This is a genomic window from Coxiella-like endosymbiont, assembly GCF_002871095.1.
Taxonomy (GTDB): Bacteria; Pseudomonadota; Gammaproteobacteria; order Coxiellales; family Coxiellaceae; genus Coxiella.
Map to the genome: position 1 here is coordinate 1 of NZ_NSHJ01000160.1, position 22684 is coordinate 22684.

Genomic DNA, 22684 nt, shown 5'->3' on the forward strand with positions numbered 1-22684 from the left:
CCACTAATAGTTTAGTGTACAAAAAAAAAGAGCTTATAAAGATTGACTAAATTGCGAGTTACATTTTATGTCATAAATAAAAAGCATTATGTCATAAATGGAAATTAGAGCGATTAGTGATCTTTCAAAGTAGCTTTCACTGTGCTGGTTCATCAAAATATTATTATTTATCAATTTTTTTTTTCAAGTTAGCTCAATTACACCGTTGAGTGTTTAAGTGGCAGTAGTGCTGGATATTCTGTTCCAGCAGATAAAAATTTTTATAAAGAAAGTTAACATTAGTCAGAAAGCTAATAAAAAATTCCATTGCTAAAAAATAACAATAAAAGCAAATTGATATCCTGAAAAAATATACATTGACATATCTAGTCAGTTGCGTGCATTAAAGATAAAATAATAACATTTTTCTTTAGAGCAATTTTTAAAGTACATTTTAAATAAAAAGGACAGTATTAATGATATTGAAGTAATTCTGAAACCCTCATCATTCTGTGATAAAAATTAAATTAATTCCAAGAGGTATATGATAAAATACAATTAAATAAACTACCTTTTCTAATCAGAAGCTAATTGTGAATATTTGGATATAGTTGTCAGCTGTGTTTGATTGAAGAGGTTCTAACTTTTTTACTATAAAAAAATTACCAGTGTTACTGAAAATATTTTTAAAACAATACCTAACCCAAAATAAGATCCAATACTTTCTTGAATAAAATAATTTCAAACAATTAAATGGTACATACTACTATTCCTTCTATCGATATAAAACAAATAGGCATTATTTTATTTTATAAATTCGAAGATAAAATTTCATAAACTACTTGTGGACAAGAAAATTAATAATATTTTAATAGGGGCTAGAAAGGCTAGTACACATAATAGCTATTCTATAAACAAACACACAATATTATTATTAACCATGATTGGTATCGAGAACTAATTAAATTCTTAAGCTTTTGATAGATCAAAGGTATCTTGTTCAGGTTAACAAAGTCTAAAAAAAACAGTATAAAATAATATTCCAATACATAACCTCAGGGAGGGAGGAAATCTTTTAAAAGTTTGTGATAGATATGACGGAAAGTGCACACAGTTAACAAAGCACATAACTAAAAGTATCAATATAATTAATCGTATTATAGATATAATTAATAGATATAATTAATCATATCTATCCTTAAAAGAGCTGATCGCTTTTTTCTAATTCAATGAGGATATCTTAATTCTTTAAGAGTTGCTTTTTGTGTTTGTTAATGAAGAAAATTAAATACTACATGGTGTTATCAGTCAATGCTTTAACTGATTCCTTAAGTAGGTGCCTGAAAATTTTAATATTCAATATTAAATGTAAATGATACTGATCCGAAAAGAGAGAATCTTTAATAGAATAATATTTAACACCTTATTTTGTAAGGTAGCCTCTGTTTTGTAACAGAAAATTAAATTGGTATAAAATCAAATGAGAAGTAATCTGTAAGTTAGTTGATAGTTTTTTATAAGGCTCTAATAATTCGCTTTAATGATTATAACAAGATAACAAGGGAATCAGAGAATTAGATATACTATTAATTATGAAATATGTTCTCGGTATTGAAACATCATGTGATGAATCTGCAGTAGCGATCTATGACGGAAAACAGGGCTTGTTATTGGCACATCGTATCTATAGCCAAATTATTTTGCATTCGCAGTATGATGGGGTAGTGCCTGAGCTCGCATCACGTGACCATATTCGAAAAATATTACCTTTAATCGAAAAGACGCTCAATGATGCTAACTTAGTGAAAGCTGATCTTAATGGGATCGCTTATACTAAGGGTCCGGGCTTAATTGGTGCATTGATGGTTGGGGCTTCTATCGCTAAAAGTTTAGCTTATTCGTTAAGTGTGCCAGTTGTTGGGGTGCATCACATGGAAGCTCATTTAATGGCGGTACAACTAGAGCAAGAAACCCCAAGTTATCCATTTATGGCTTTGTTAGTTTCAGGGGGGCATACAATGTTAGTTTTAGTGGAGGGGCCGGGTCAATATAAAATTTTTGGTGAAAGTTTAGATGATGCGGCCGGGGAATCCTTTGATAAAACGGCGAAATTGCTGGGATTAGCTTACCCTGGAGGTCCTGCTCTAGCTCAATTGGCGAAAGAAGGGAACCCTGATCGATTTTATTTTCCTCGGCCAATGATTAAAAAACCTCATCTTAATTTTAGCTTTAGTGGTTTAAAAACTCATGCGGTTAATTGCGTTAAACAATATGGTAATGAGCGGCAAACGCGCGCTGATATCGCTCATGCTTTTGAAGAGGCAGTTGTAGATACTTTGGTATGTAAGTGCCTTAATGCCATTAAAAAAACACGCATTAATACTTTTATCCTAGTGGGTGGGGTAGCGGCTAACAAAAAATTGCGCCAACGTTTAAATGAAGCTATAAGTAAAGAAGAGGGAAAACTTTATTATCCTCGTCAAGAATTTTGTACTGATAACGGTGCTATGGTGGCTTATACTGGATGGCTAAGACTCAAAGGAGGTGAATACGAGGATAGAAGTATCAGTGTGAAACCTCGTTGGTCAATGAGGGAATTGACTAAAATTCCTCTTTTCTAAAATTGAATTTTTCTTTCAGTACCTTTGCGCAGACGTTCAAGGTTTTCCCAATGTTTCCATATAACAAGCATTGTGATCAATAAAACTGGGAAAAAATAATCAGGATGAGCACCAATCACCATACAGATAGGTGCTACAACAGCGGAGACCAAAGTGGCCACCGAGGAATAACGAAAAAGGTAGGAAATAATAAGCCAAGTGCCAATCAGGAATAAGCCGATCCAAAAAGATAAACCTAAACAAGTACCCAACATAGTAGCAATACCTTTGCCACCTTTAAATTTAAAATAGAGAGGAAAAATATGTCCAATAACTACTACTAAAGCTACAAAAGCTAAGCTAGGGCCGTATACACCTAAAAAACGGCCGATCAAAACGGCAATGATCCCTTTTAGAATGTCACCTAATAATACGTAGAGTGCTGCTTGCTTTCCTGCCACACGTAGGATGTTGGTAGCACCCGCATTTCCTGATCCGGTAGTTCGTGGATCTTGGAAGCACATAAGTTTTGCAACAATAATTGCAAATGAAAGTGAGCCTATAAGATAGGCTAGTATGATATTAATAAGAAATGCCATATTATTAGTTTATTACTTAGAGTTTAAATTATCATATCGATTTGCTGTTAGAATGTCCACTATAGTTTGGTATAGTTTGGAGCATAAAGGGTTAAGTTAAATTTTTAACAGATTTTTTCGATAATAACGTAATTCTGCAATAGAATCGCGTATATCTTGCAAAGCAAGATGTTGAGATTCTTTAATAAATCCTCTGATTCTTGTGGGTGCCCAACGTTGAGCGAGAATTTTTAAAGTGGTTACATCCAGATGACGATAATGAAAGAATTGATTTAAATTTGGCATATAATGATGCAAAAATCGTCGATCTTGACAAATAGAATTACCACATAAGGGTGATTTTTTAGGTGGCACATAATTTTTAAGAAAATCTAATGTTTCTGTTTCGGCTTGGCTCTCAGTAATTTTACTTTTTTTGACTCGGTCAATTAACCCAGAAGCAGTATGGTGAGAAGTGTTCCAACTGTCCATGGTTTCTAATACTTCAGAAAGTTGGTGAATGGCAAAAATAGGGCCTTCTGCAATGATGTCGAGATTGTTATTTGTTACTATTGTTGCAATTTCAAGAATATAATCTTTATCCGGATTAAGTCCTGTCATTTCCAAGTCGAGCCAGACAAAATTATTTTCATTGAGAATCATGGGGTAAGTATAATAGTGTAAAAATTTTAATTCTTAGAAGTGTAACAAAATCTACGTCATTCAACTACTTTACTTGAACATTCTAATAATTTTACAAATATTCGTTGGTAATTTCATTGGGCACGTGGCCTATAGCAATATATTCAGCAGCGGATTGGTAGTATCCTTTTTGATCATCAAAAAAATATCAGCATTAAAACCAGGTAAAAAATTACTCTTTTCTATACCACCAAGGAATAAAGATTCATGAATACGGATACTCTCCCCCGTAAAGTTTTGATGACGCATTCGTGCGCGGGGGGGGTGTCGTGCTGTGACTAAGTCAGTGCGAATGGGATATTGATCCACAGGAAATTGGCTTTGTAATTGTTGGAGTGCTTTCAGGAAGCCCTTGAAAGGATCCTCAGAGATTGGATGATTCACTGCCTTTTTTATTAATCGTAAATGCAGAAAGTCCTTCTTGTTGATAGATACACGTTCAGCTTCATCTGAAAATAAAATAGCATCACCGTCGAAAGCAATATATAGTCCAGAATTCATTTTATTATATGGTGATTTTATAGAAGGAAGAATAGTAACTACTGGATAACTAGCATTTAATGTGTGTGTTACATCTTTTGGATTAGTCTTCTGGATTAATTAGTCTTTTCTGGATTCAGTGGATAGAAATAAATGAGCTTTAAAAGCTTCTATGTATTTATAAGGACTTTGGGCGCCTTTAAAAGCTGCTCGAGTAATCTTTATTTGATAATACTGAATACTATTAAAAATTTGTACTCCCGTCTCCGCACTATTTCGAAAAAGCAAAATTATCTTAACTAAGCCATTATTTTGATTAAGAGTTAAAATTTTTTTTCACTAGAGAAAAAGCAAGATCAGATTTTAGAATATAGTTTTCGTGTTCGATTTGATTAAACATAGCTATCAAGGCCGTATTTTTGATAAATTTCATTGCTTTTATCGAGATTAAATAAAGCTCGAGATAAACTTGCAACTACACGTTTGTTGGAAATATGAGTTAGCACTGAGAACTTTTTTTAAAGAATATGATCCTACAGATTAAGCTTCCATTCACACCAACCCTGACAAAGAGGAAAATAAAGACCTAATTTAATAGGTCGATCTTCCAAAAGCTGGAAAGCTTTTGCGTATTGATTTAATTGAGATTCATACAAAATGCGATTTTTTTTTAGAAAGGTAGATAGATTGATCTCACTACAATTAACAGATTTGTAATCTATAATCCATCTCACACCATGTTTATCAATAAACGTGCGATCCACGACATAATGAATCACCTGATTTTTATCAATCATCGAAATGCAATATTCGCTTTGATGTTGGTAGTGAGGTGACAAAATCCATCGCCCCTTTGGGTGAGATAAAGTTAAACGAATAGCTTTTTCAATTAAGGTTACTGATGAATCTAGTTTAGAAAATAAACTTCCCAACTGAAGAAGTCGACGTTTAATAAAAGATTTGCTCTTTATAATTCGTTTTTCATCCCAGGATTCAATTCCTTCAATTGAAATTTTTTCTAAGAGTTCATGAATAAGACTACCCACGGTCCTTTGAAATTGATCTTGGAGAGGTATTGGGGAGAATAATTCTTCGTTTGAAATATAAGAGGGAGTGATGAACGGTATTGAAGTAGTCCATGCGTTTGATAAACGATATAAGGATTTGTGTTTTTTTGATTCTAATGGTTTTCTTTCTTGATACAGAGAAATTGATTTTTTAATTTCTTCTTTACAAAGATCCCAAAGTAAATGTGCAAAACTCCCCTTGGGAGGAGAAATAATAATTGACGAAGCTTTCTTTCTTTTGAGACTCAGAAGAAAATGTAATCCAATTTTTGCTCGTGTAGCAGCGACATAAAATAATCGAACAATTTCATTATCAGATTTTTTCTTTTCTATTTGCTTTAAGTAATTATAAAGAGGATCTGATTTTTCTGTTACAGCCTTTAGAGGAGCTAAAATAAGATCAGAAATACCTGTTGAGAGCGGCCGCTCCAACCAATGCAACAAAAAATCTTCTTTGGATTTTGGAGTGCGCTCAAGACTGGGAATAATAACGTGATCAAACTCCAATCCTTTCGCTTTATGAATTGTCATAATTTGAATTGCATTTGGATTAGGATTATTAATTGGAGCGTACAATTGACGAAGCTTTTTAATTAAACCTTCAATAGTAAATTCATTCTCTATGGATTCTAATAAATTAAAATAAGCACGAACGTTTACCAATGCATCGGCGTTATTTAAACAAGCAGGACCTCCCAAGGCAATCCACACCCTTTCAATCCAAATAGCTAAGGGTAAGCGATCACGATTATGTAAAGCATGATATAAAATAGGAGTAATTCGTTCTAGACGTTTTTTTCCATCAGAAGTTAAATCTTTCAGGATTTCTGTTTTTTCTAAAGTAAGCCATAAAGGTTTGTCTTTACTATGAAGACATAAACGATGGATATCTTTTAAAGTCAAACCACACCACGGAGCACGTAAAATAGCGAGCCATGCAATGCGATCACCGAGATGATGCAGAGCTCGAGTAAGAGATAATAAATCTATGATCTCAGTTCGATAACTTAATTTTTCGATTTCTACAGCATTAAAAGGAATTGAAGCATTTCGAAGAGCTGGGATGATTTCTAGTAAATGTGAACGGGAACGAACTAATATAGCAATAGTCGTCTTATGGTTTTCAGAACGGTGAGTTTGAATGATATCTATAATTTTCTGTGCCTCCTCTTCAGCTGAGGTGAGTGAGTGAAAATTAACTTCTGCCTTTCTGGTAAAACTCTCATTAGTTGTCTGAGACGGCGAGTAAGGAATTGATCCTAACCAACTATTCATTTCTCTAGGGAAAAGGTGTTTAAAAACAAAATTAAACCATTCAATTAATTTTTTTTGTGAACGAAAATTATTACACAAAATAAGCGGAGTTAAGTGAATGTTACCAATACCTTTATTTTTTACTTCTAAAAATAAACTTACTTCGGCTTGACGAAAACGATAAATTGATTGCATTGGATCACCGACTAAAAAAAGTGTTCGTCCATCGTTAGGCTGCCATTCGGAAATCAGTGCTTTAATTAAACGAAATTGGATGATCGAAGTATCTTGAAATTCATCGATAAGAAAATGATGAATTTGCGAATCAAGATGTAAAACATAATTAGAAGGTTGATCAATGTTTCTTAAAGCACGTAGAGCTCCAAGGCTGACTTCTGTAAAATCAACAATGTTTTGATTATTAAAAATTCTTTGAAGTTGCGCTACTAATAAAGGAAGTAAACTAATAAGCGAGTTAAGAATACGCCACTGATTTTTAGTGTAATTAATAGGAGGGCAATTTTTTATTTCTTGTAGTGCTATTCGCAAGGAATTATTAGGTTGTTATTGTGCTAATAAATTCTGCATTTGTAACTTCTCTTGTTTATAACCTGAATTGGGTGGAAATCCAACAGACTTATCGATTCTTTTTCGCCACTCGCCCTTTTGTGTTAGAAGTAAATTAGCTATTCCTTTCCATACTGAAAGGTTTTGGATTTTTATTTTTAGCAGTTCAGTATGGGGGGAGGCATAAGCACTAATAATATTAGTAGATTTTGTTTTTTGTACATTAATACTAGTAAATGGAATCAAATGGATCAGTTGATTAGCTAGGGTATTATCTATTAAATTAGATGCTTTTTGCATTGCATCTAATGCAATAAATTCCAGTCCTTTTTCAAGTTTTTTTTTCAGTAAATCTGGATTTGAATAATAGTCAATAATATGTTCTATCCATTGTTCACGATGGCTCAGCATTTTTATTAATAATTTTTCCAATAAATCTGCTTTATTATCTAAATGTAATAAAAGTGGTTCAAGAATCCTTTTGTAATCGTCTGAGATTAATAATTGTTTTATGGCACGCTGATAGCATACTTCTATTTCGTTGTCTTCTTTTATTTCGGGTGGAGCACCGAATCCTGTTAAAATTGGCATTTGCGAGCAAATCTGATGAACCAGTGCATCGATAGTTAAAATACGTAAACGATGAGGGTTGATTTCCAGTTGCCACTGAAAAATTTTATCTCTTTCTAGAACTTTTTTTGCGAGTATCCAAGTTAGAGCTTTATAGTCATCTTTTGGTTTTAGTAAATTTTTTGCTTCATTGAGGGCTTGCAAAATTCGTTCGCGCATTTCTATGGCAGATTTTCTTGTAAAAGTAATAGCAACAATTTCTTCGGGCGTAGAGCTTATGCTAAGTAATTTTAAAAACCGTTGAATTAATAATTCTGTTTTACCTGATCCTGCAGGGGCTTGTACAATATAAGATTGGATTGGGTTCAGTGCTTTTCGTCGAATTGCTTCTGGATCACTCATTCTCTTCTCCGACACGACATAACGGATGTAAACCGCAAAATTTGCAAGTAGTGTTAATATCGAAGGGATTGACTTCAGCTCTTCCTAATGAAAAATCGATTGCTAATTGCTGAAGAATCTTTTTCCAATGGTCCATTAAATTTTTCGATGGAAGAGGCGCATAATCTATATTATCAAAACGTTTTCCTTCAGAAAATAACCATCCTTTAAGGCTCATTTTTTTACTGGAAACTTCAGCGTAAGCAATTCCCAATACATCGCAGGTAGCAAACGTACAATATAACGGAAGTTGAACGTTTTTCAGGCGATTACCTAACCAATCAGTAACTTGATTGTTATTATTAGTTTTATAATCGATTATAAAATTTCTGCCTTTGACTATGTCAATTCGGTCGATCCGTATATGAAGATTCAGTGGTCCTATTTTTATCAATCGATCTGTTTCGCATTGATTTACATTAAAAGGCGGACGATTTTTTTCAAAAAATAACCATCCTTTAATTAAATATTTAATCCGTTTTTTCTCTACATGAAAGAAAATAGAATCTGAACCAGAAGAAAAAGATAATTTATTTATAGTGTCATCTATTAGAGTTTCTAATTCAATATCAGAATAATTAATTAAATTTTGCCAATTTTTAATTTTTTTCCAGAGAACATCTAAGGCACGATGTATGAAATTACCTTGATTTGCTCTACTGAAACCAATTTCAGGTTTTTCTAAGGGTTTTGCTTGCAATCGTATTTCAGAAAAAGCTTGGAAAGGACAAGAAGATTGACTTTGTAATATTCTGATTCCGCCTTTTATCAATTCTTTTGCTTGAAGGGGGGGGGCTTGATTATCCTCAATTTTTTCGATCTGTTTGGTGTGAAAAAGGTGCTCGCTTAATGTTTCAAAAAAAGGTAAGCGTAATTTGTCAATGGTTACTTCTGGGAAATCAAGAATGAGAGGGCTTGGAGATAATTGGAGATCTTGATCTTGTAAGGACGTGCTTAAAATAACCTCTGAGGCACTGTTTATTAATCGCTGCTGAAGTTGCAAAGTATAATCTAACTCACGTTTGAAAGAAGAGTGGGGTATTTGATGGCGTTGTTGTAATCTGATGGGTAAAAATGGATTAGGCTGTGGAGGTGATGGCCAATTCTTATTATCTAATCCCATTATCCAAAGACTATCAAATTCAAATCCTGTGACCTCTAATAATCCTAAGATTTGAATAGAAGCATTTTGAGTATATTTAGGTTGGAAAAGAGTTTTACTAGCTAATTGCCACAATAGCTGAAAAGCCTGTTGTCTTGTTTGTGGCGGAATTAGAGAGTCAAATTCAATAAATTCTTGCAATATTTTCTTCCAATATTTGAATTGTTGGTATTCTTTACTATCTAACAAACCCTCTCTAGGCCATCCCAAGGCAGAAAGTTCTTTTTTAAACTGTTCTATCCATTCACTTGGAAGAAGACTAATGAGAGGTCGTTCTAGAGATAACCATTGTTGATAACGAATTTTAAGAGTGGCGGTGGGAAAATTTTTTTGTAGTTCATCTAAATAATATAAAATAGATCTTGAATTTATGTGCCACTGCTTTGTTTTTCGTAATTTTATATCTAGCATGGCGGCAAGATAGGAATTATCACCCATGCTATTCACGTAGGGTGACAAAAACAGTGTACTTAATTCCATAACCTCGATATGAAAGGGATTTAATGCTAATATTTTAAAAGCAGTTTTAATTAAAGGAATATGAGTTAATGGTTCACCAGGAGAGATATTAAAATATTTATCTGATTCAAATACATTTTGGAAAATCCGGCAGATTTGTGAACGATGTTCAGTAAAATTTGGTATAACACAGCCAATTCTTTTTAAAGAATTTTTTTGCCATTCACCGTAAGCCCATCGTGCCATTGTTTGAATTTCTGCTTCTCGCTCTTTAAAACTGATCCGGTAAATATGGTTTTTTTGGTGAGGGCGGCTTATTAAATAAGATGAAATAATACTTTTCTCTGCGATCCCATTGAGAAAATCTTGTATCGTTGGTATGACTTCATCAAAACCTAGAAGGATAATTTGGTGAGGCAGATTTAAATGAGAAATTAATGCTTTTAATTGTTTGGGTAACTCTACTGTATTGACTAATTTTTGTTTTTTGAGTACGGCTTCGAATTGATATGCCCATTGTATAAAATACTGGACTTCACTATTAGCTTCTAGCTTAAGCTCCTTTAAAGATAAATTCCAACCTTTTATTAATTGCCACGCTTTTTTGGCAAGATTAGCCGTTTGAGGAGGGAGTCCTAGAATTTTTTGCCAAAGGACTTCTTCTTGGACATCGCTGAGCAAAAAACCTTGAGTAGATTCACAATGTTGCCAACAATGAGACAACCAAGTTTTTAAGGGTAAAATTGTTGGTTTTAACCAGGCTTTTTTCCCTCTCTTGATTTGATAGCGAGTATATTGCTCTTGAAGGTAGCGACTTAAACGGCGATTAGCAGTCAGAACAAGAAGATCTTTATCTAATTCTAATCTAGGCAATAACTTACGATACATTGAGGTTAACTTTTATTGAAATTTATTTTAAAATTATTAAGTTGCTAACAGTTCTAATGAATAATAAAAATTCTATCAATTTTTTTCGAATTACTTGCTATAAAATCGTTTCAAACAAAACTTAACTCATTGAAAATATAAAATTACTTTTAATTGCTTATTTTGTTTTCAATCTGTCTTGAAGGTTGTGATATCAATAGATTAAAAGTCATTCTGACAAAATACCCACAATGTTATCCACAGAAATTGTGAATAATTAAAAAAGTGAGATAAAAGTTTAATTTTTGGCTTTTAGGCTTATGAAGGGTGATTTCTATACTATGTAATTTAGTGATTTGAAGCACAATACTCAAGCCTAAATAACTGCATTCCTATTCCAATCATATAAAAAATTGTTTAAATATTTGCTTATGAAATTCTTTAAAAATACCAAATCTATTATCAATTACCTGCAAGTCTATTATCAATCACCTAGAGGGTAAACCTTTTGTCTATTTTTTTCAAGCTTGATCGTTACTTGATTTTTCTGGAAAGTATCGAATCCATTATCCATTATGTTGCGAATGAAAATGCTGATAGGCGTACTATAATATTTTAGCGATAGCTGCTTCAAGAGACGCTACTTGAATAGTAATATTATTAGCTAACCATTGATTTTTCTACAACTATCTAGAATAAATTATTTTCACATCTTTCTTACTTAAATTTAGTTAGTTCTTTCAGTTTTGTTTTTATAGATTACTTCGGGGGGGATTACTTTGGGAAACCATTAATTTAGGGTGAGCGTAAACAATTGATGAGCATCATAAGTGCATCAATTGACAAAACCGGTTAAAATTTTGAATAGTTCTTTTTTTGTTATTTTCAAAGTTTGAACCCAGAGGATGCTTATTCTATGTGCGTATTTATATATTTAAAGCAGTTCAAAGTGTACGTAGTTCATGAGAGCATGTATCAGGGATAAAGCGTTTTTCATAGTCAAAGACCTCTTTTTATCGTCTAAAAAGAGTGTTTTATTCACTCAACTCAGAATTACATTTTAAAAGGCACAATTTCTGAATCTACAGATTTGAAACAACTGGATTTTCGGTGACACACTATGTAATCAAGATTTTTAATGTATTTAAGCTTCGATCAATGATAATTTAAATTAAAAATCCTAGAAAAAATAGGTATACTAGAAAAATAAACAATTAATATGACGAAAATAAAATATTAAGTTATCTAATTTTCGAGCTTATGACTATAATTCGATTATATTAATACATCATAAGTAACTTAAAACTTAAGTTTTCAAAGTAGATAAACTTTCATTATGGTTAGAAAAGGGAAAGTTTAAAATTTGTTCTGCAGAATAGAGAATTTACTTTCTATTAATTGGTAGTGATCTGATAAGGGATAGGTGGGATCATACTCAGCCAATAAATTCGTGAGAAAAAATATACAGATCTATGAGTCTGATTCAGACTTTTTTCTAGAATGTTTGCTAGTTGTTTACGGTAAAATAAATAAAACTCACCCAGCGTTTTCAAGAAATTTTTGGAGGATTATAAACTTCTCCTCGAAAGAGAATAACTTTATTTCCTTTAAGAATGACTACCTGAGAAACAAGATTAAAGTAATTTTATCATAACTAAAATTAATTATTGTATTAGTGCAAGAGTTAGAGAGTGCATTATTGGATAGCTCACTTTCTGAGTGTAAAACGTATCTAATCAAGGTTAAATGGTTTTGTGATATAATCATCTTCCAATCTTATTTCAGTGATTTGATTTGATCATCCGCACAGTACCCGTACTCCTTTAGAAAATAACCAAATAGGGTCAAGGGGTAGTTACATGATTCAGAAATACTCTTAAAAAGGTTTAAACTGGAATGTTTCGGTAAGTCGAAATCACAAATAATGATCTCTAAAGTTTTATGAGAGAAAGAACTTTTATAGGTAGTTTGATCACTTTGAACCTACTTAATTCTAATATCCCTAATGTTTTTTGGGTATCATCGGCAAGAAATTCATTATATTCAATAAGACATACCCCATAATTTACCTTGAATCATCTAAGAATATTTGAGAGTCTTTAGAGAGCTATTTTTGATCGATTACTCAATGATTTAGAGATATAAAAAACCCGTAATCAATTGATTACGTTCTTGCATTTTACATGATAAAATTGAGACTAATGAATAAACTCACATTTAATTAAATGTACAATAGTTTAATTTTACTTTAAATACAAGCACTTTTCTTAATTCAGCGTTATTTTCTTCTAAGAGATAGAGGTTCCAACTGTGGCACATGATTATATCTCCTCCATTGAGGAAATTATTGAAAAAATCATCAATTATCCTAAAGAGCACACATCAAAAAATGGAATTAACAAGTTACTTGTTAAATTTATTCGACTTTTTTACCTCAATGTTTCCCCGGAAGACATTCAAGAGCGTTCCATTGTGGATTTGTATGGAATGGTTAATTCTCAATGGGAGTTGATGTTTCACCGAAGGTTTAAAGAAACAAAGATTCATGTATTTAATCCTAATTATGAGTGTGATGGTTGGCAGTCTACTCATACAATTATACAAGTCATAACCAATGATATCCCTTTTTTAGTCGATTCTATTCGTATGGAAATTAATCGATTAGGACTTACTACCCATTTAATGATCCATATGGGTGGTATTAAAGTTTGCCGAAACAAAAAGCATCAAATTGATGACTTACTTGTTTACCATGTGGAGCATCATCAAGAGAGTGTCATGGAAACTCCAATTTATATGGAGATAGATCGGCAAACGGAGCCTAAAGTATTGGCAGATATTCAACGTAATATCCGTCGAGTTTTAAGAGATGTACGAGCGGCAGTTGAAGATTGGGAATTGATGCAACAGCGGGTTCAAGAAGCTATTGAAGACTTAGACTTAACAAAGATAATTCAATATCCGGAAGAAATGAAGGAAACAAAATCATTTTTAAATTGGTTACTAGATAATCATTTTATTTTTTTGGGATTTCGTAACTATGAAATGGTTGGAAAAGAAAAAGAACTGGCTTTACGTTTAATTCCCGATTCAGGTTTAGGGGTTTTACGCGATCATACACATAGTAAAATGTTACGACAATATTCTGATTTACCAAAAGAAGCACGTAAAATAGCGCTGTCAACCGATCAAATATTAATTATGTCAAAAACAAATACTATGTCGACAGTCCATCGGCCTACCTATACCGATTATATTGGAGTTAAAAGATTTAATGAAAATAGAGAATTAATTGGTGAGCGATGTTTTATTGGTCTTTATACTTCAGATGTTTATCGATCAGATCCCCGAGTCATACCTATTATTCGACTCAAGGTAGAGTCTGTTTTGAAGCGTTCACGATTGCCTATTAAAAGTCATGGTGGGAAGGACTTGTTGCATATATTAGCTACTTTACCACGAGATGATTTATTTCACACAACGGCTGATGAATTATTTGAATGGGCAATGGGAATTTTACGTTTACAAGAACGTCGTCGTATTCGTTTATTTGTACGGAAGGACGCTTATGGTCGTTTTATTTCTTGTTTGGTTTACGTACCACGCGATACTTTTACAACTGATTTAGTGATGCGAATGCAGGATATTTTAGTTAAAGCATTTCAGGGACTAGATGTTACATTTACTACTTATTTTTCTGAATCAATATTGGCTCGTATTCATTTTGTAATCCGTATTAATCCACGACGTTCACTCGAATATGATATAAAAGAATTAGAAGAAAAATTAGTGGCTATTAGTGTTTCTTGGGAGGATGAATTTTATAAATACGCCTTGGAGTTTTTTGGTGAAGAACGAGGTAATGATATTTTTTCTCAATATTGTAATGCTTTTCCATTCAGTTATCGAGAAGAATTTAAAGCTCAACAAGCAGTCTTTGATGTTGCTCATATTGAAAAATTATCAAAAACCCATCAATTAGAAATGAGTACCTATCGCCCTCGGGGGGTAGCTAAGGATGTCATTCGCTTTAAACTATTTCGACCAGATTTTACCGTACCTTTATCAGATGCATTACCCATGTTGGAAAATATGGGTTTGCGGGTAATAGGAGAACAACCGTACGAATTAACTTTTCGAGATGGGCGAAAAGTTTGGATTAATGATTTTTTTATGACTTATGCTAAAGAACCAAAGTTCGAAATTGAAACAGTTAAGACAATTTTTCAAGAAGCTTATCAAAAAATTTGGTTTGGAGTTGCTGAAGATGATAGTTTGAATCGATTGGTCTTGGAAGCTCAATTGACTTGGCGAGAAATTTCAGTTTTTCGTGCTTATATGAAATACTTTCGACAAGTAGCTTTTACCTTTAGTGAAGGATATATAGCAGATGCTTTAGTTGATAATCCAAAGGTCGCACGGCTTTTAATTGAATTATTCCAAAGTTATTTTGATCCTAAGCGAACATCCGAATCAAAAGAACAGATAGAAAATATTGAACAAAATATTCAAAAAGAATTAGATGCTGTAGCTGTTCTTGATGAAGATCGAATTTTAAGACGATATTTAGATTTAATTCATGCCACTTTACGTACGAATTATTTTCAAGTAGACAAAGAAGGCAATCCAAAACCTTATCTTGCTTTTAAATTAGATTCTTCAAAAATTCCTGATATGCCTTTACCTCTTCCAAAGTATGAAATATTTGTTTATGCACCTCGATTTGAAGGCGTTCATTTACGTACTGCCAAAGTGGCTCGAGGAGGAATACGTTGGTCGGATCGTCGAGAGGATTATCGAACTGAAATACTTGGTTTAACTAAAGCTCAGCAAGTTAAAAACTCCATTATTGTGCCGGCAGGTGCGAAAGGAGGATTTTATCCAAAATGTTTACCCATAGAGGGAAATCGTGAGGAAATTATGCAAGAAGCAATTTTCTGCTATCGAAATTTTATTCGTGGCCTTTTAGATTTGACGGATAATTTAAAAGATGGACAAATTATTCCGCCCTTGAATACAGTTTTTTATGATGGACCCGATCCTTATCTCGTAGTTGCCGCTGATAAAGGTACAGCCACATTTTCAGATATTGCAAATAGTGTAGCACTTGAAAAAGGTTATTGGATGGGGGATGCTTTTGCGTCAGGGGGATCGACCGGTTATGACCATAAAAAAATGGGAATTACTGCAAGAGGCGCTTGGGTAGCTGCAAAACGTCATTTCCAAGATTTAGGAATAAATTTAGATAAATCAGAAATAACGGTAGTTGGTATCGGGGATATGAGTGGTGATGTATTTGGAAATGGAATGTTATTATCTAAACATATTAAATTAGTAGCAGCTTTTGATCATCGGCATATTTTTTTAGATCCAGATCCTCAACCGGAGACCAGTTATCAAGAACGATTACGATTATTTAATTTACCCCGTTCTAGTTGGGATGATTATGACCGAACTTTATTATCCAAAGGTGGAGGAGTTTACTCTCGATCAGCTAAAGCAATTCAGTTATCACCAGAAGCACAAATGCTTTTAAATTTTGAAAAGGAAATAATAGTACCAAATGAATTAATTTGTGCTATTTTGAAAGCGCGAGTGGACATGATTTGGAATGGAGGCATTGGTACTTATATTAAATCAAGCAATGAAAAAAATAGTGATGTTGGTGATCGCAGTAACGATAATTTACGTGTAAACGCTAAAAATATTCGCGCACGGGTTATATGTGAAGGAGGCAATTTAGGGGTTACCCAATTAGGTCGTATTGAATTTGAATTAAAGGGAGGGAAACTTAATACTGATTTCATTGATAATTCTGCGGGTGTTGACTGTTCTGATCACGAAGTGAATATTAAAATTTTATTAAATCAGATTGTGTCCAGACGAGATATGACTGAAAAGCAACGTAACCAGTTATTAGCTAGTATGACTGATGAAGTGGCTCAATTAGTTTTGCAAGATAATTATTTTCAAAATAAAGCGATTAGTTTAGCCTCCTATTTGACTGTGCAGGATTTAAATTTGAATATCCAATTTCTTAATGCTCTGGAACAAGAAGGTAAAATTAATCGAGCATTGGAATTTCTGCCAGATGATAATGAGTTGCTTGAGCGTCGAGCTGCGGGCATAGGATTAACTCGACCTGAATTAAGTATTCTCTTTGCTTACAGCAAAAATATTCTAAAATCAAAAATTAAAAAATCATCATTAGCAAAAGATCCGTATTTATCGCAATATGTAAGCCATGCATTTCCAAAACCATTGCGACGTCGATTTGCTACTCAAATGAAAGAACACTATCTTGCTAAAGAAATTATTGCTACACAACTTAGCAATCAACTTGTTTCAATGATGGGTATTACCTTTATCTATCAAATGCAAGATGAAATGGGTGTTTCAGTTTCTTTAATTACTCGTGCTTTTGTGACGGCTTTGAAAATATTTAAAATGGAAGATTTATTAAGAGAAATCGACGCCCTAGATTACAAAGTTGATCCCACCGTCCAATATCAAATTAATGTAGACGCTATTCGTCTTATTCGTCGAGCAACACGCTGGTTGTTGCGTCATCGTCGAGAAGATCTTGATATTGCTTCTACTATTGCGCATTTTCGAGATTATGTTACAGCCATATATATTCGTTTACCTAAACTATTGTTAGGGGCTGATAAAGTAGCAATGGATGAACAGCAGAATACTCTAGTAAGCCAAAATGTTTCAGCAGAATTAGCATTGCGTATAGCAGGTACGGCTCCGCTTTTTCACGCGTTAAATATTGTAGAGGCGGCAACCACTTACCACGAAGAAGTCTTTCGTGTGGCAAAAATTTATTTTATGCTGGTAGACCGATTAGATTTATTTTGGTTTCGTAAAAGGATTAACGCCTATCCCGTTGATGACCGCTGGTCAGTTTTAGCGAGAGCTGGCTATAAAGGTGATTTAGATTGGATTCAGCGAGAATTGACGGTACGAGTCTTATTGGATACAAAAGCGCGTAGTATTCCAGGAAAAATTAAAGAATGGCTCACTCGACATAAGTCTATGATTCGACGTTGGCAAGCGATTTTAGCGGCAATGCGTAATGCAGATAAAAAAGACTTTGCTATACTTTTCGTAGCAATTAGGGAATTGTTTGATTTAACAGCAGCAAATACAAGAAAAGAATCATGAGGATATGGGGTATGCTTTCTAGTATACTAAATTAAGTTTTACGTTTCCCGACTCTTAAGAAAGCAAGAGTGTATTATTGAAAATCTAGGTGCGGGGAAAAACCAATCCTTTCTTATCCATGGAAGAACCGCCTTGATTATATAATCAAGACGTGAGTTAGTGAGTCAGGGAGTGAGTGATTTTTTTAATAAAATTATTTTAATTCATAAATTACTTTACCTGCAGGAAGGTTATCTAAGCCCACCAAAAATATAGATTATGATCATTATCTTTTTTCACAAAAGAAAGTTAAAAATTGCTATAATAGTATTAGTATGTTTAGAATTTACTCTTCTCTAAAACTGAGGGATCTAAAAATATTCGCATTGTTTATATAAACATATCGATAACCAAAATTAATGATGTATACCGGTTGTACTCGGTTTTATGAGGATAACAAGTCAAGCCACTATTTCAATGTAAAAAAATAACTTAACTAATTTAAGGCTCATCAAATTTTGGGATTATTACATTGTACACAAAAATCTATTCCTGATATCTGTTTGCACAAGTTGCAAAATAGTATCTAAATAACTTTAAATAGGAATTCTTGCATTTCCATAAAAATACACATAAGATCTTTATGTGGCGTTAATTTATTAACTTGAAAGGATCAAAATTATGACTAAAAAAGGCGTGGTTATTGTTTCAGCTATTACTGCTGTTGTTCTTTTAACTGGTTGTATTCCACGGGAACCTATTCCAGTAATGCAACCTGTTTACCAAACAGCTCCAAACACAAAATTGGGTCCTGTGCATCATCATTGCAAATGTTATCACCATCATCATTGTGTTCATTGCAATCATACGCATATTTAATATACTGAATGTGCTATTTAAAAAAGCCAGGTTATTATACTTGGCTTTTTTATCATATCTTCTATTTTGATCATATCTTCTAATATTTAGTTTTCTGGAATCTAGAAAAAATTTAGTGTTGGGGAGGTTAAGAAATTTTTTAGTGTGATAGATAGATGAATAGTTATGTGAATTCATTTTCACAACTAAGGGCTAATGGTATCAAGATCAGTAGAGGGTATGTCCACTGTTTCAATTTTATGAAATCGTCCTGTAATTTTTTTGGATGATTTGTGTACTTCTGCAATTCCTTCGTGGGCTATATTGATGTGTCGCGATAAATGATCCATCCGCTTTTGGAAGCGATCAAAGTCTTTGCTCAGAATGTTTAAATGTTCTCGCATAATATGCACTTGTTTATGAGTAGCCGCATCTTTAAGAACAGCTCTGGCAGTTGTTAAAACTGCCATCATCGTTGTGGGAGATACTAACCATACACGAGATTGATGAGCTTTTTCGACTAAGTCAGGGTAATTAGCATGAATTTCGGCAAATACGGCTTCTGAAGGAATAAACATTACAGAACCATCAGCCGTTTCTCCAGAAATAATATATTTATCTGCGATGTCCCGAATATGCTTTTTAATGTCAGTTCGAAACTGTTTTTCAGCGTTAATGCGTTTTTCTTCTGATAAGTGGGTATTATGAATTTGCTGGTAGCTTTCAAGGGGAAATTTTGCATCGATGACGATATTACCAGTAGGTTCCGGTAAAAATAAAATACAGTCACAACGCTTGCCGTTACTCAACGTGTGTTGGAGTTCATAGTGAGATTTTGGTAGCATATTATTAATCAAATGGGTTAATTGCACTTCTCCAAAAGCACCGCGAGAACGTTTATCAGATAATACTTCTTGTAAACTCATCACACTACTCGATAATTCAGTAATCTTTTTTTGAGCTTCATCAATAATAGTCAATCGTTTAACGACATCAGTGAACGTAGCTGTTGTTTTCTCAAAACCGTCCGTTAATTTACGATCCACGTGACTACTAATTTCTTTGAGTCGTTCTTGTGTTTCATGGGTAAGGTTATCTACTCGATTACCTAAACTTTTCGCATGAGTGGTAAGTGTGGCTCCTACTTGCTCACGAACGCTTTGTATATTTTGAACGAGACTGTCTTGAATAAGTTTCAAACTTTTTATTTGGTGCTCATCAAATCTTTGTCGTTGCTCATTTTGTTCTTTTTGCTGTTGGTTAATAAAAAGTTGAATCAAATGCCGTTGTTCGTCAACGTACTTCAGTTGCTCTTGAATAGTAAACAACCGTTGTCCAAAGGTTTGATGTAAGCGATAATGTTGTTTTATTACTGGCAAGTAAATTAAAATACCTACCCCAATAGTGATCACAGTAGACGTCCCAAGAATAATCAGTATTGATTGCCAATCCATCACAGATAGTAATACCCGAATTTTAAGAAATTATATGTTTACTCTTTTAACTAAACATCGAGTGGGTAGAAATCAGTAAATACATAATCGAAATAGTCTCGTAAAATAGTCGTAATTTTCATATAAACTTTTTTAAGGAGATACTTTTGAAGAAATACATTAAATACATCTCTTTTTAAATAAATCTGTTTATTTTATATGCTTATTAAATAATTAAGTCTTTATTTAAATAAAGTCTTTATTCACTTAGACTACAGATCTCCTTTAAGAGATGACTATCTAAATTGTAAAATTTTAGAACAAATAGTTTAGTAAAAGAATCTAAGTTTTTTCGTACGATAAATTCTTATCTTCTGGCTATTCTGTAGAAAGCTATACCCTCTACACTTATCAACGACTATCTTCGGACAGTATATTAAAAGAATAACAATATTTTTTTCTGATACTAATTTCCGTATACACTTCTGTCCAGGTTTGGATATTACCTATATTGTTTATCAAGTATCAAGCAAATATTGCACAAAAGTGACAAGAATAAGATTGCCATCGTTTTCAGACTAAGAACGGCCTTTTAGATGACCAAAATCCGTAAGTAACCAGGTACCCGCTTTCATGAGTGTGAAATTAAAAAAGTGATGGTCAAATAAAAGGATACATGGGTATTGACTATCTGATCGCATAAATCAGCTAGTGATAGATTAGTATTGTGAAAAGAACCGGGTAGTTTTGTGACTGACATACTACTAGAGTGCATATTACTAGTGGAATGGGACATTCTAATGGTGTTTATTTAGTAGCTTCTGGCCAGTCTTGACTTGAAAGATAGACTCTAGAGAAAAGAATTTGTTTATAAAGCTGTTTTCTTAATAAACATTATAATTTTCGTTAATTAAAAGAGCCCTCACCCCTTAAATTATAATTTTTAAAAGTTTCGTAGGAGGAAATAAATCATTAGAATAGCATTATTAGGAAAGAGGATAGAATTAATGTTCAGTGGAAGCTTAGTTGCTCTTGTCACCCCTATGGAGTTAAGTGGAAAAATTGATTATAAGAGTTTGGAAAAGCTAATTTATTGGCACCTAGCAAACGATACTGATGGATTGGTTATTTTAGGCTCGACTGGTGAAGCACCAACAATTACTTTTAAAGAACGAACAAAAATCATTCGCCAAGTAGTTGATCAAGTTAATGAGGCAATTCCAGTGATTGTGGGTACGGGTTCTAATTCAACTATTCATGCAATAGAGCTAACTCAACATGCAATGGAATCTGGTGCTGATGCAGTATTAATAGTCACCCCTTATTACAATAAACCTACTCAAGAAGGGCTCTTCCTACATTTTAAGGCGATTGCAGAAGCTGTACCTATTCCTCAAATACTTTATAATGTACCTTCTCGAACTGCTTGTGATCTTCTACCTAAAACGATACTCCAGTTAGCGGGATGTTGTACTAATATAATTGGCATTAAAGAAGCAACAGGAGACATCAGGCGGGTTAAGGAGTTATTGCAAGAAAGTAATCAGTTAAATTTATTCAGTGGAGATGATAATACTGCAATGAATTTTATGTTGGCAGGTGGTAAAGGTGTGATTTCAGTGATTGCAAATATTTTTCCAAAAGAATTGCATGCTTTATGTATGGCAGTGATTTCCGGTAAGATAAAGCTCGCAAAAAAATACAATAACAAATTGTCACCTTTATATAAATTACTTTTTGTTGAATCTAATCCTATCCCCATTAAATGGGTATTATCTCAAATGGGAATGATTCCTGCAGGCATTCGCTTACCCTTAACACCTTTTAATAAAAAATATCATAACGAAATGCGAGTAGCAATGTATCGAGTAGATATGAAATATTTATGATGGAGTAACGATTATGTGATACAGTATTGTTAATAATACTGTATCCTAAAAATTATATTAGTCATTCTTGAATAATTTAGTCATTCTTGAATAATCATTTTTCTGGATGTATTTAAAAATATTCCTATAAAAGAGAGAAAATTATTATTTTTTCTGAATAAGACAAGATATTCCACAACAAAAATAACTTTGTAATTTCCATCAGGCACCATTTAGAGCAGTTTCAAAACTAAAGTCAATTACAATCATCACCACCAACCAAAAAACTAGTAGTAATATGTAACTCTTTTTGATGAAAACATAGTTTTATTATATCTGACAATATTAGTTAGACTGGGATAGTATAGGAGTACCTTATACAAAATTCTTACTAGACAGTGGATCAAAATAGAAAATTAAGTTCTTTTAATGTTTTAGATATCAAGAGTACAAATAATAAAATTATTAAAGCAATTCCAATTTATTGAATGTATTTAAATCCTCCAAGGACCCATTCAAAAACGAAACTACTTTGTTTGTTAAAGACAAATAACTAACTTACAGCGAAAAATCTAAATAATTTAATAGATTATTTATCAGGTATTACAAAAGTAAATTAATATTCAACAAAAAGTAATTGAAAAGAGTAA

At 33.0% G+C, this 22684-nt stretch carries 10 protein-coding genes and 1 pseudogene; 4 read left to right on the top strand and 7 right to left on the bottom strand.

Annotated elements, in window-relative coordinates; translation table 11 throughout:
* Window positions 1-1571 precede the first annotated feature (1571 nt).
* On the top strand, window positions 1572-2600 hold the full coding sequence (gene tsaD, locus CLERM_RS03625; protein ID WP_102157225.1) for a tRNA (adenosine(37)-N6)-threonylcarbamoyltransferase complex transferase subunit TsaD: 1029 nt from the start codon (window positions 1572-1574) through the stop codon (window positions 2598-2600).
* Here tsaD and plsY read toward each other — a convergent pair.
* The 6 genes and pseudogenes from plsY to CLERM_RS03650 form a co-directional block, all read right to left on the bottom strand.
* On the bottom strand, window positions 2597-3178 hold the full coding sequence (gene plsY, locus CLERM_RS03630; RefSeq protein ID WP_102157226.1) for a glycerol-3-phosphate 1-O-acyltransferase PlsY: 582 nt from the start codon (window positions 3176-3178) through the stop codon (window positions 2597-2599). The two genes, tsaD and plsY, sit on opposite strands and share 4 nt — an antisense overlap.
* A gap of 96 nt (window positions 3179-3274) precedes the next feature.
* The gene (orn, locus tag CLERM_RS03635) at window positions 3275-3820 is read right to left on the bottom strand and encodes an oligoribonuclease (protein ID WP_179946439.1); all 546 of its coding nucleotides are present in this window, start codon (window positions 3818-3820) and stop codon (window positions 3275-3277) included.
* A 129-nt stretch (window positions 3821-3949) separates the two neighbouring features.
* Window positions 3950-4627, bottom strand: a pseudogene (locus CLERM_RS04075) (5'-nucleotidase).
* A 245-nt stretch (window positions 4628-4872) separates the two neighbouring features.
* Window positions 4873-7209, bottom strand: a complete 2337-nt coding sequence (locus CLERM_RS03645) for a UvrD-helicase domain-containing protein (RefSeq protein ID WP_241538091.1) — start codon at window positions 7207-7209, stop codon at window positions 4873-4875.
* 15 nt (window positions 7210-7224) lie between these two features.
* The gene (locus CLERM_RS04085) at window positions 7225-8199 is read right to left on the bottom strand and encodes a UvrD-helicase domain-containing protein (protein ID WP_241538092.1); all 975 of its coding nucleotides are present in this window, start codon (window positions 8197-8199) and stop codon (window positions 7225-7227) included.
* Window positions 8192-10747 (bottom strand): PD-(D/E)XK nuclease family protein, encoded by a 2556-nt coding sequence (locus CLERM_RS03650; RefSeq protein WP_102157227.1) that lies wholly within the window; start codon window positions 10745-10747, stop codon window positions 8192-8194. Before CLERM_RS03650 ends, CLERM_RS04085 begins: the two co-directional genes overlap by 8 nt.
* 2274 nt (window positions 10748-13021) lie before the next feature.
* Here CLERM_RS03650 and CLERM_RS03655 point away from each other — a divergent pair.
* Complete coding sequence (locus CLERM_RS03655) at window positions 13022-17896, top strand: NAD-glutamate dehydrogenase (protein ID WP_179946440.1); 4875 nt, start codon at window positions 13022-13024, stop codon at window positions 17894-17896.
* Window positions 17897-18556: 660 nt separating this feature from the next.
* The gene (locus CLERM_RS03660) at window positions 18557-18754 is read left to right on the top strand and encodes a hypothetical protein (RefSeq protein WP_102157229.1); all 198 of its coding nucleotides are present in this window, start codon (window positions 18557-18559) and stop codon (window positions 18752-18754) included.
* A 185-nt stretch (window positions 18755-18939) separates the two neighbouring features.
* Here CLERM_RS03660 and CLERM_RS03665 read toward each other — a convergent pair whose 3' ends face one another.
* On the bottom strand, window positions 18940-20187 hold the full coding sequence (locus tag CLERM_RS03665) for a DNA recombination protein RmuC (protein ID WP_102157230.1): 1248 nt from the start codon (window positions 20185-20187) through the stop codon (window positions 18940-18942).
* Window positions 20188-21173: 986 nt separating this feature from the next.
* Between CLERM_RS03665 and dapA the strand changes: the two genes are divergently transcribed.
* Window positions 21174-22055: a 4-hydroxy-tetrahydrodipicolinate synthase gene (gene dapA, locus CLERM_RS03670; protein ID WP_102157231.1), complete on the top strand. Its 882-nt coding sequence runs from the start codon at window positions 21174-21176 to the stop codon at window positions 22053-22055.
* The last annotated feature ends 629 nt before the right edge of the window (window positions 22056-22684 follow it).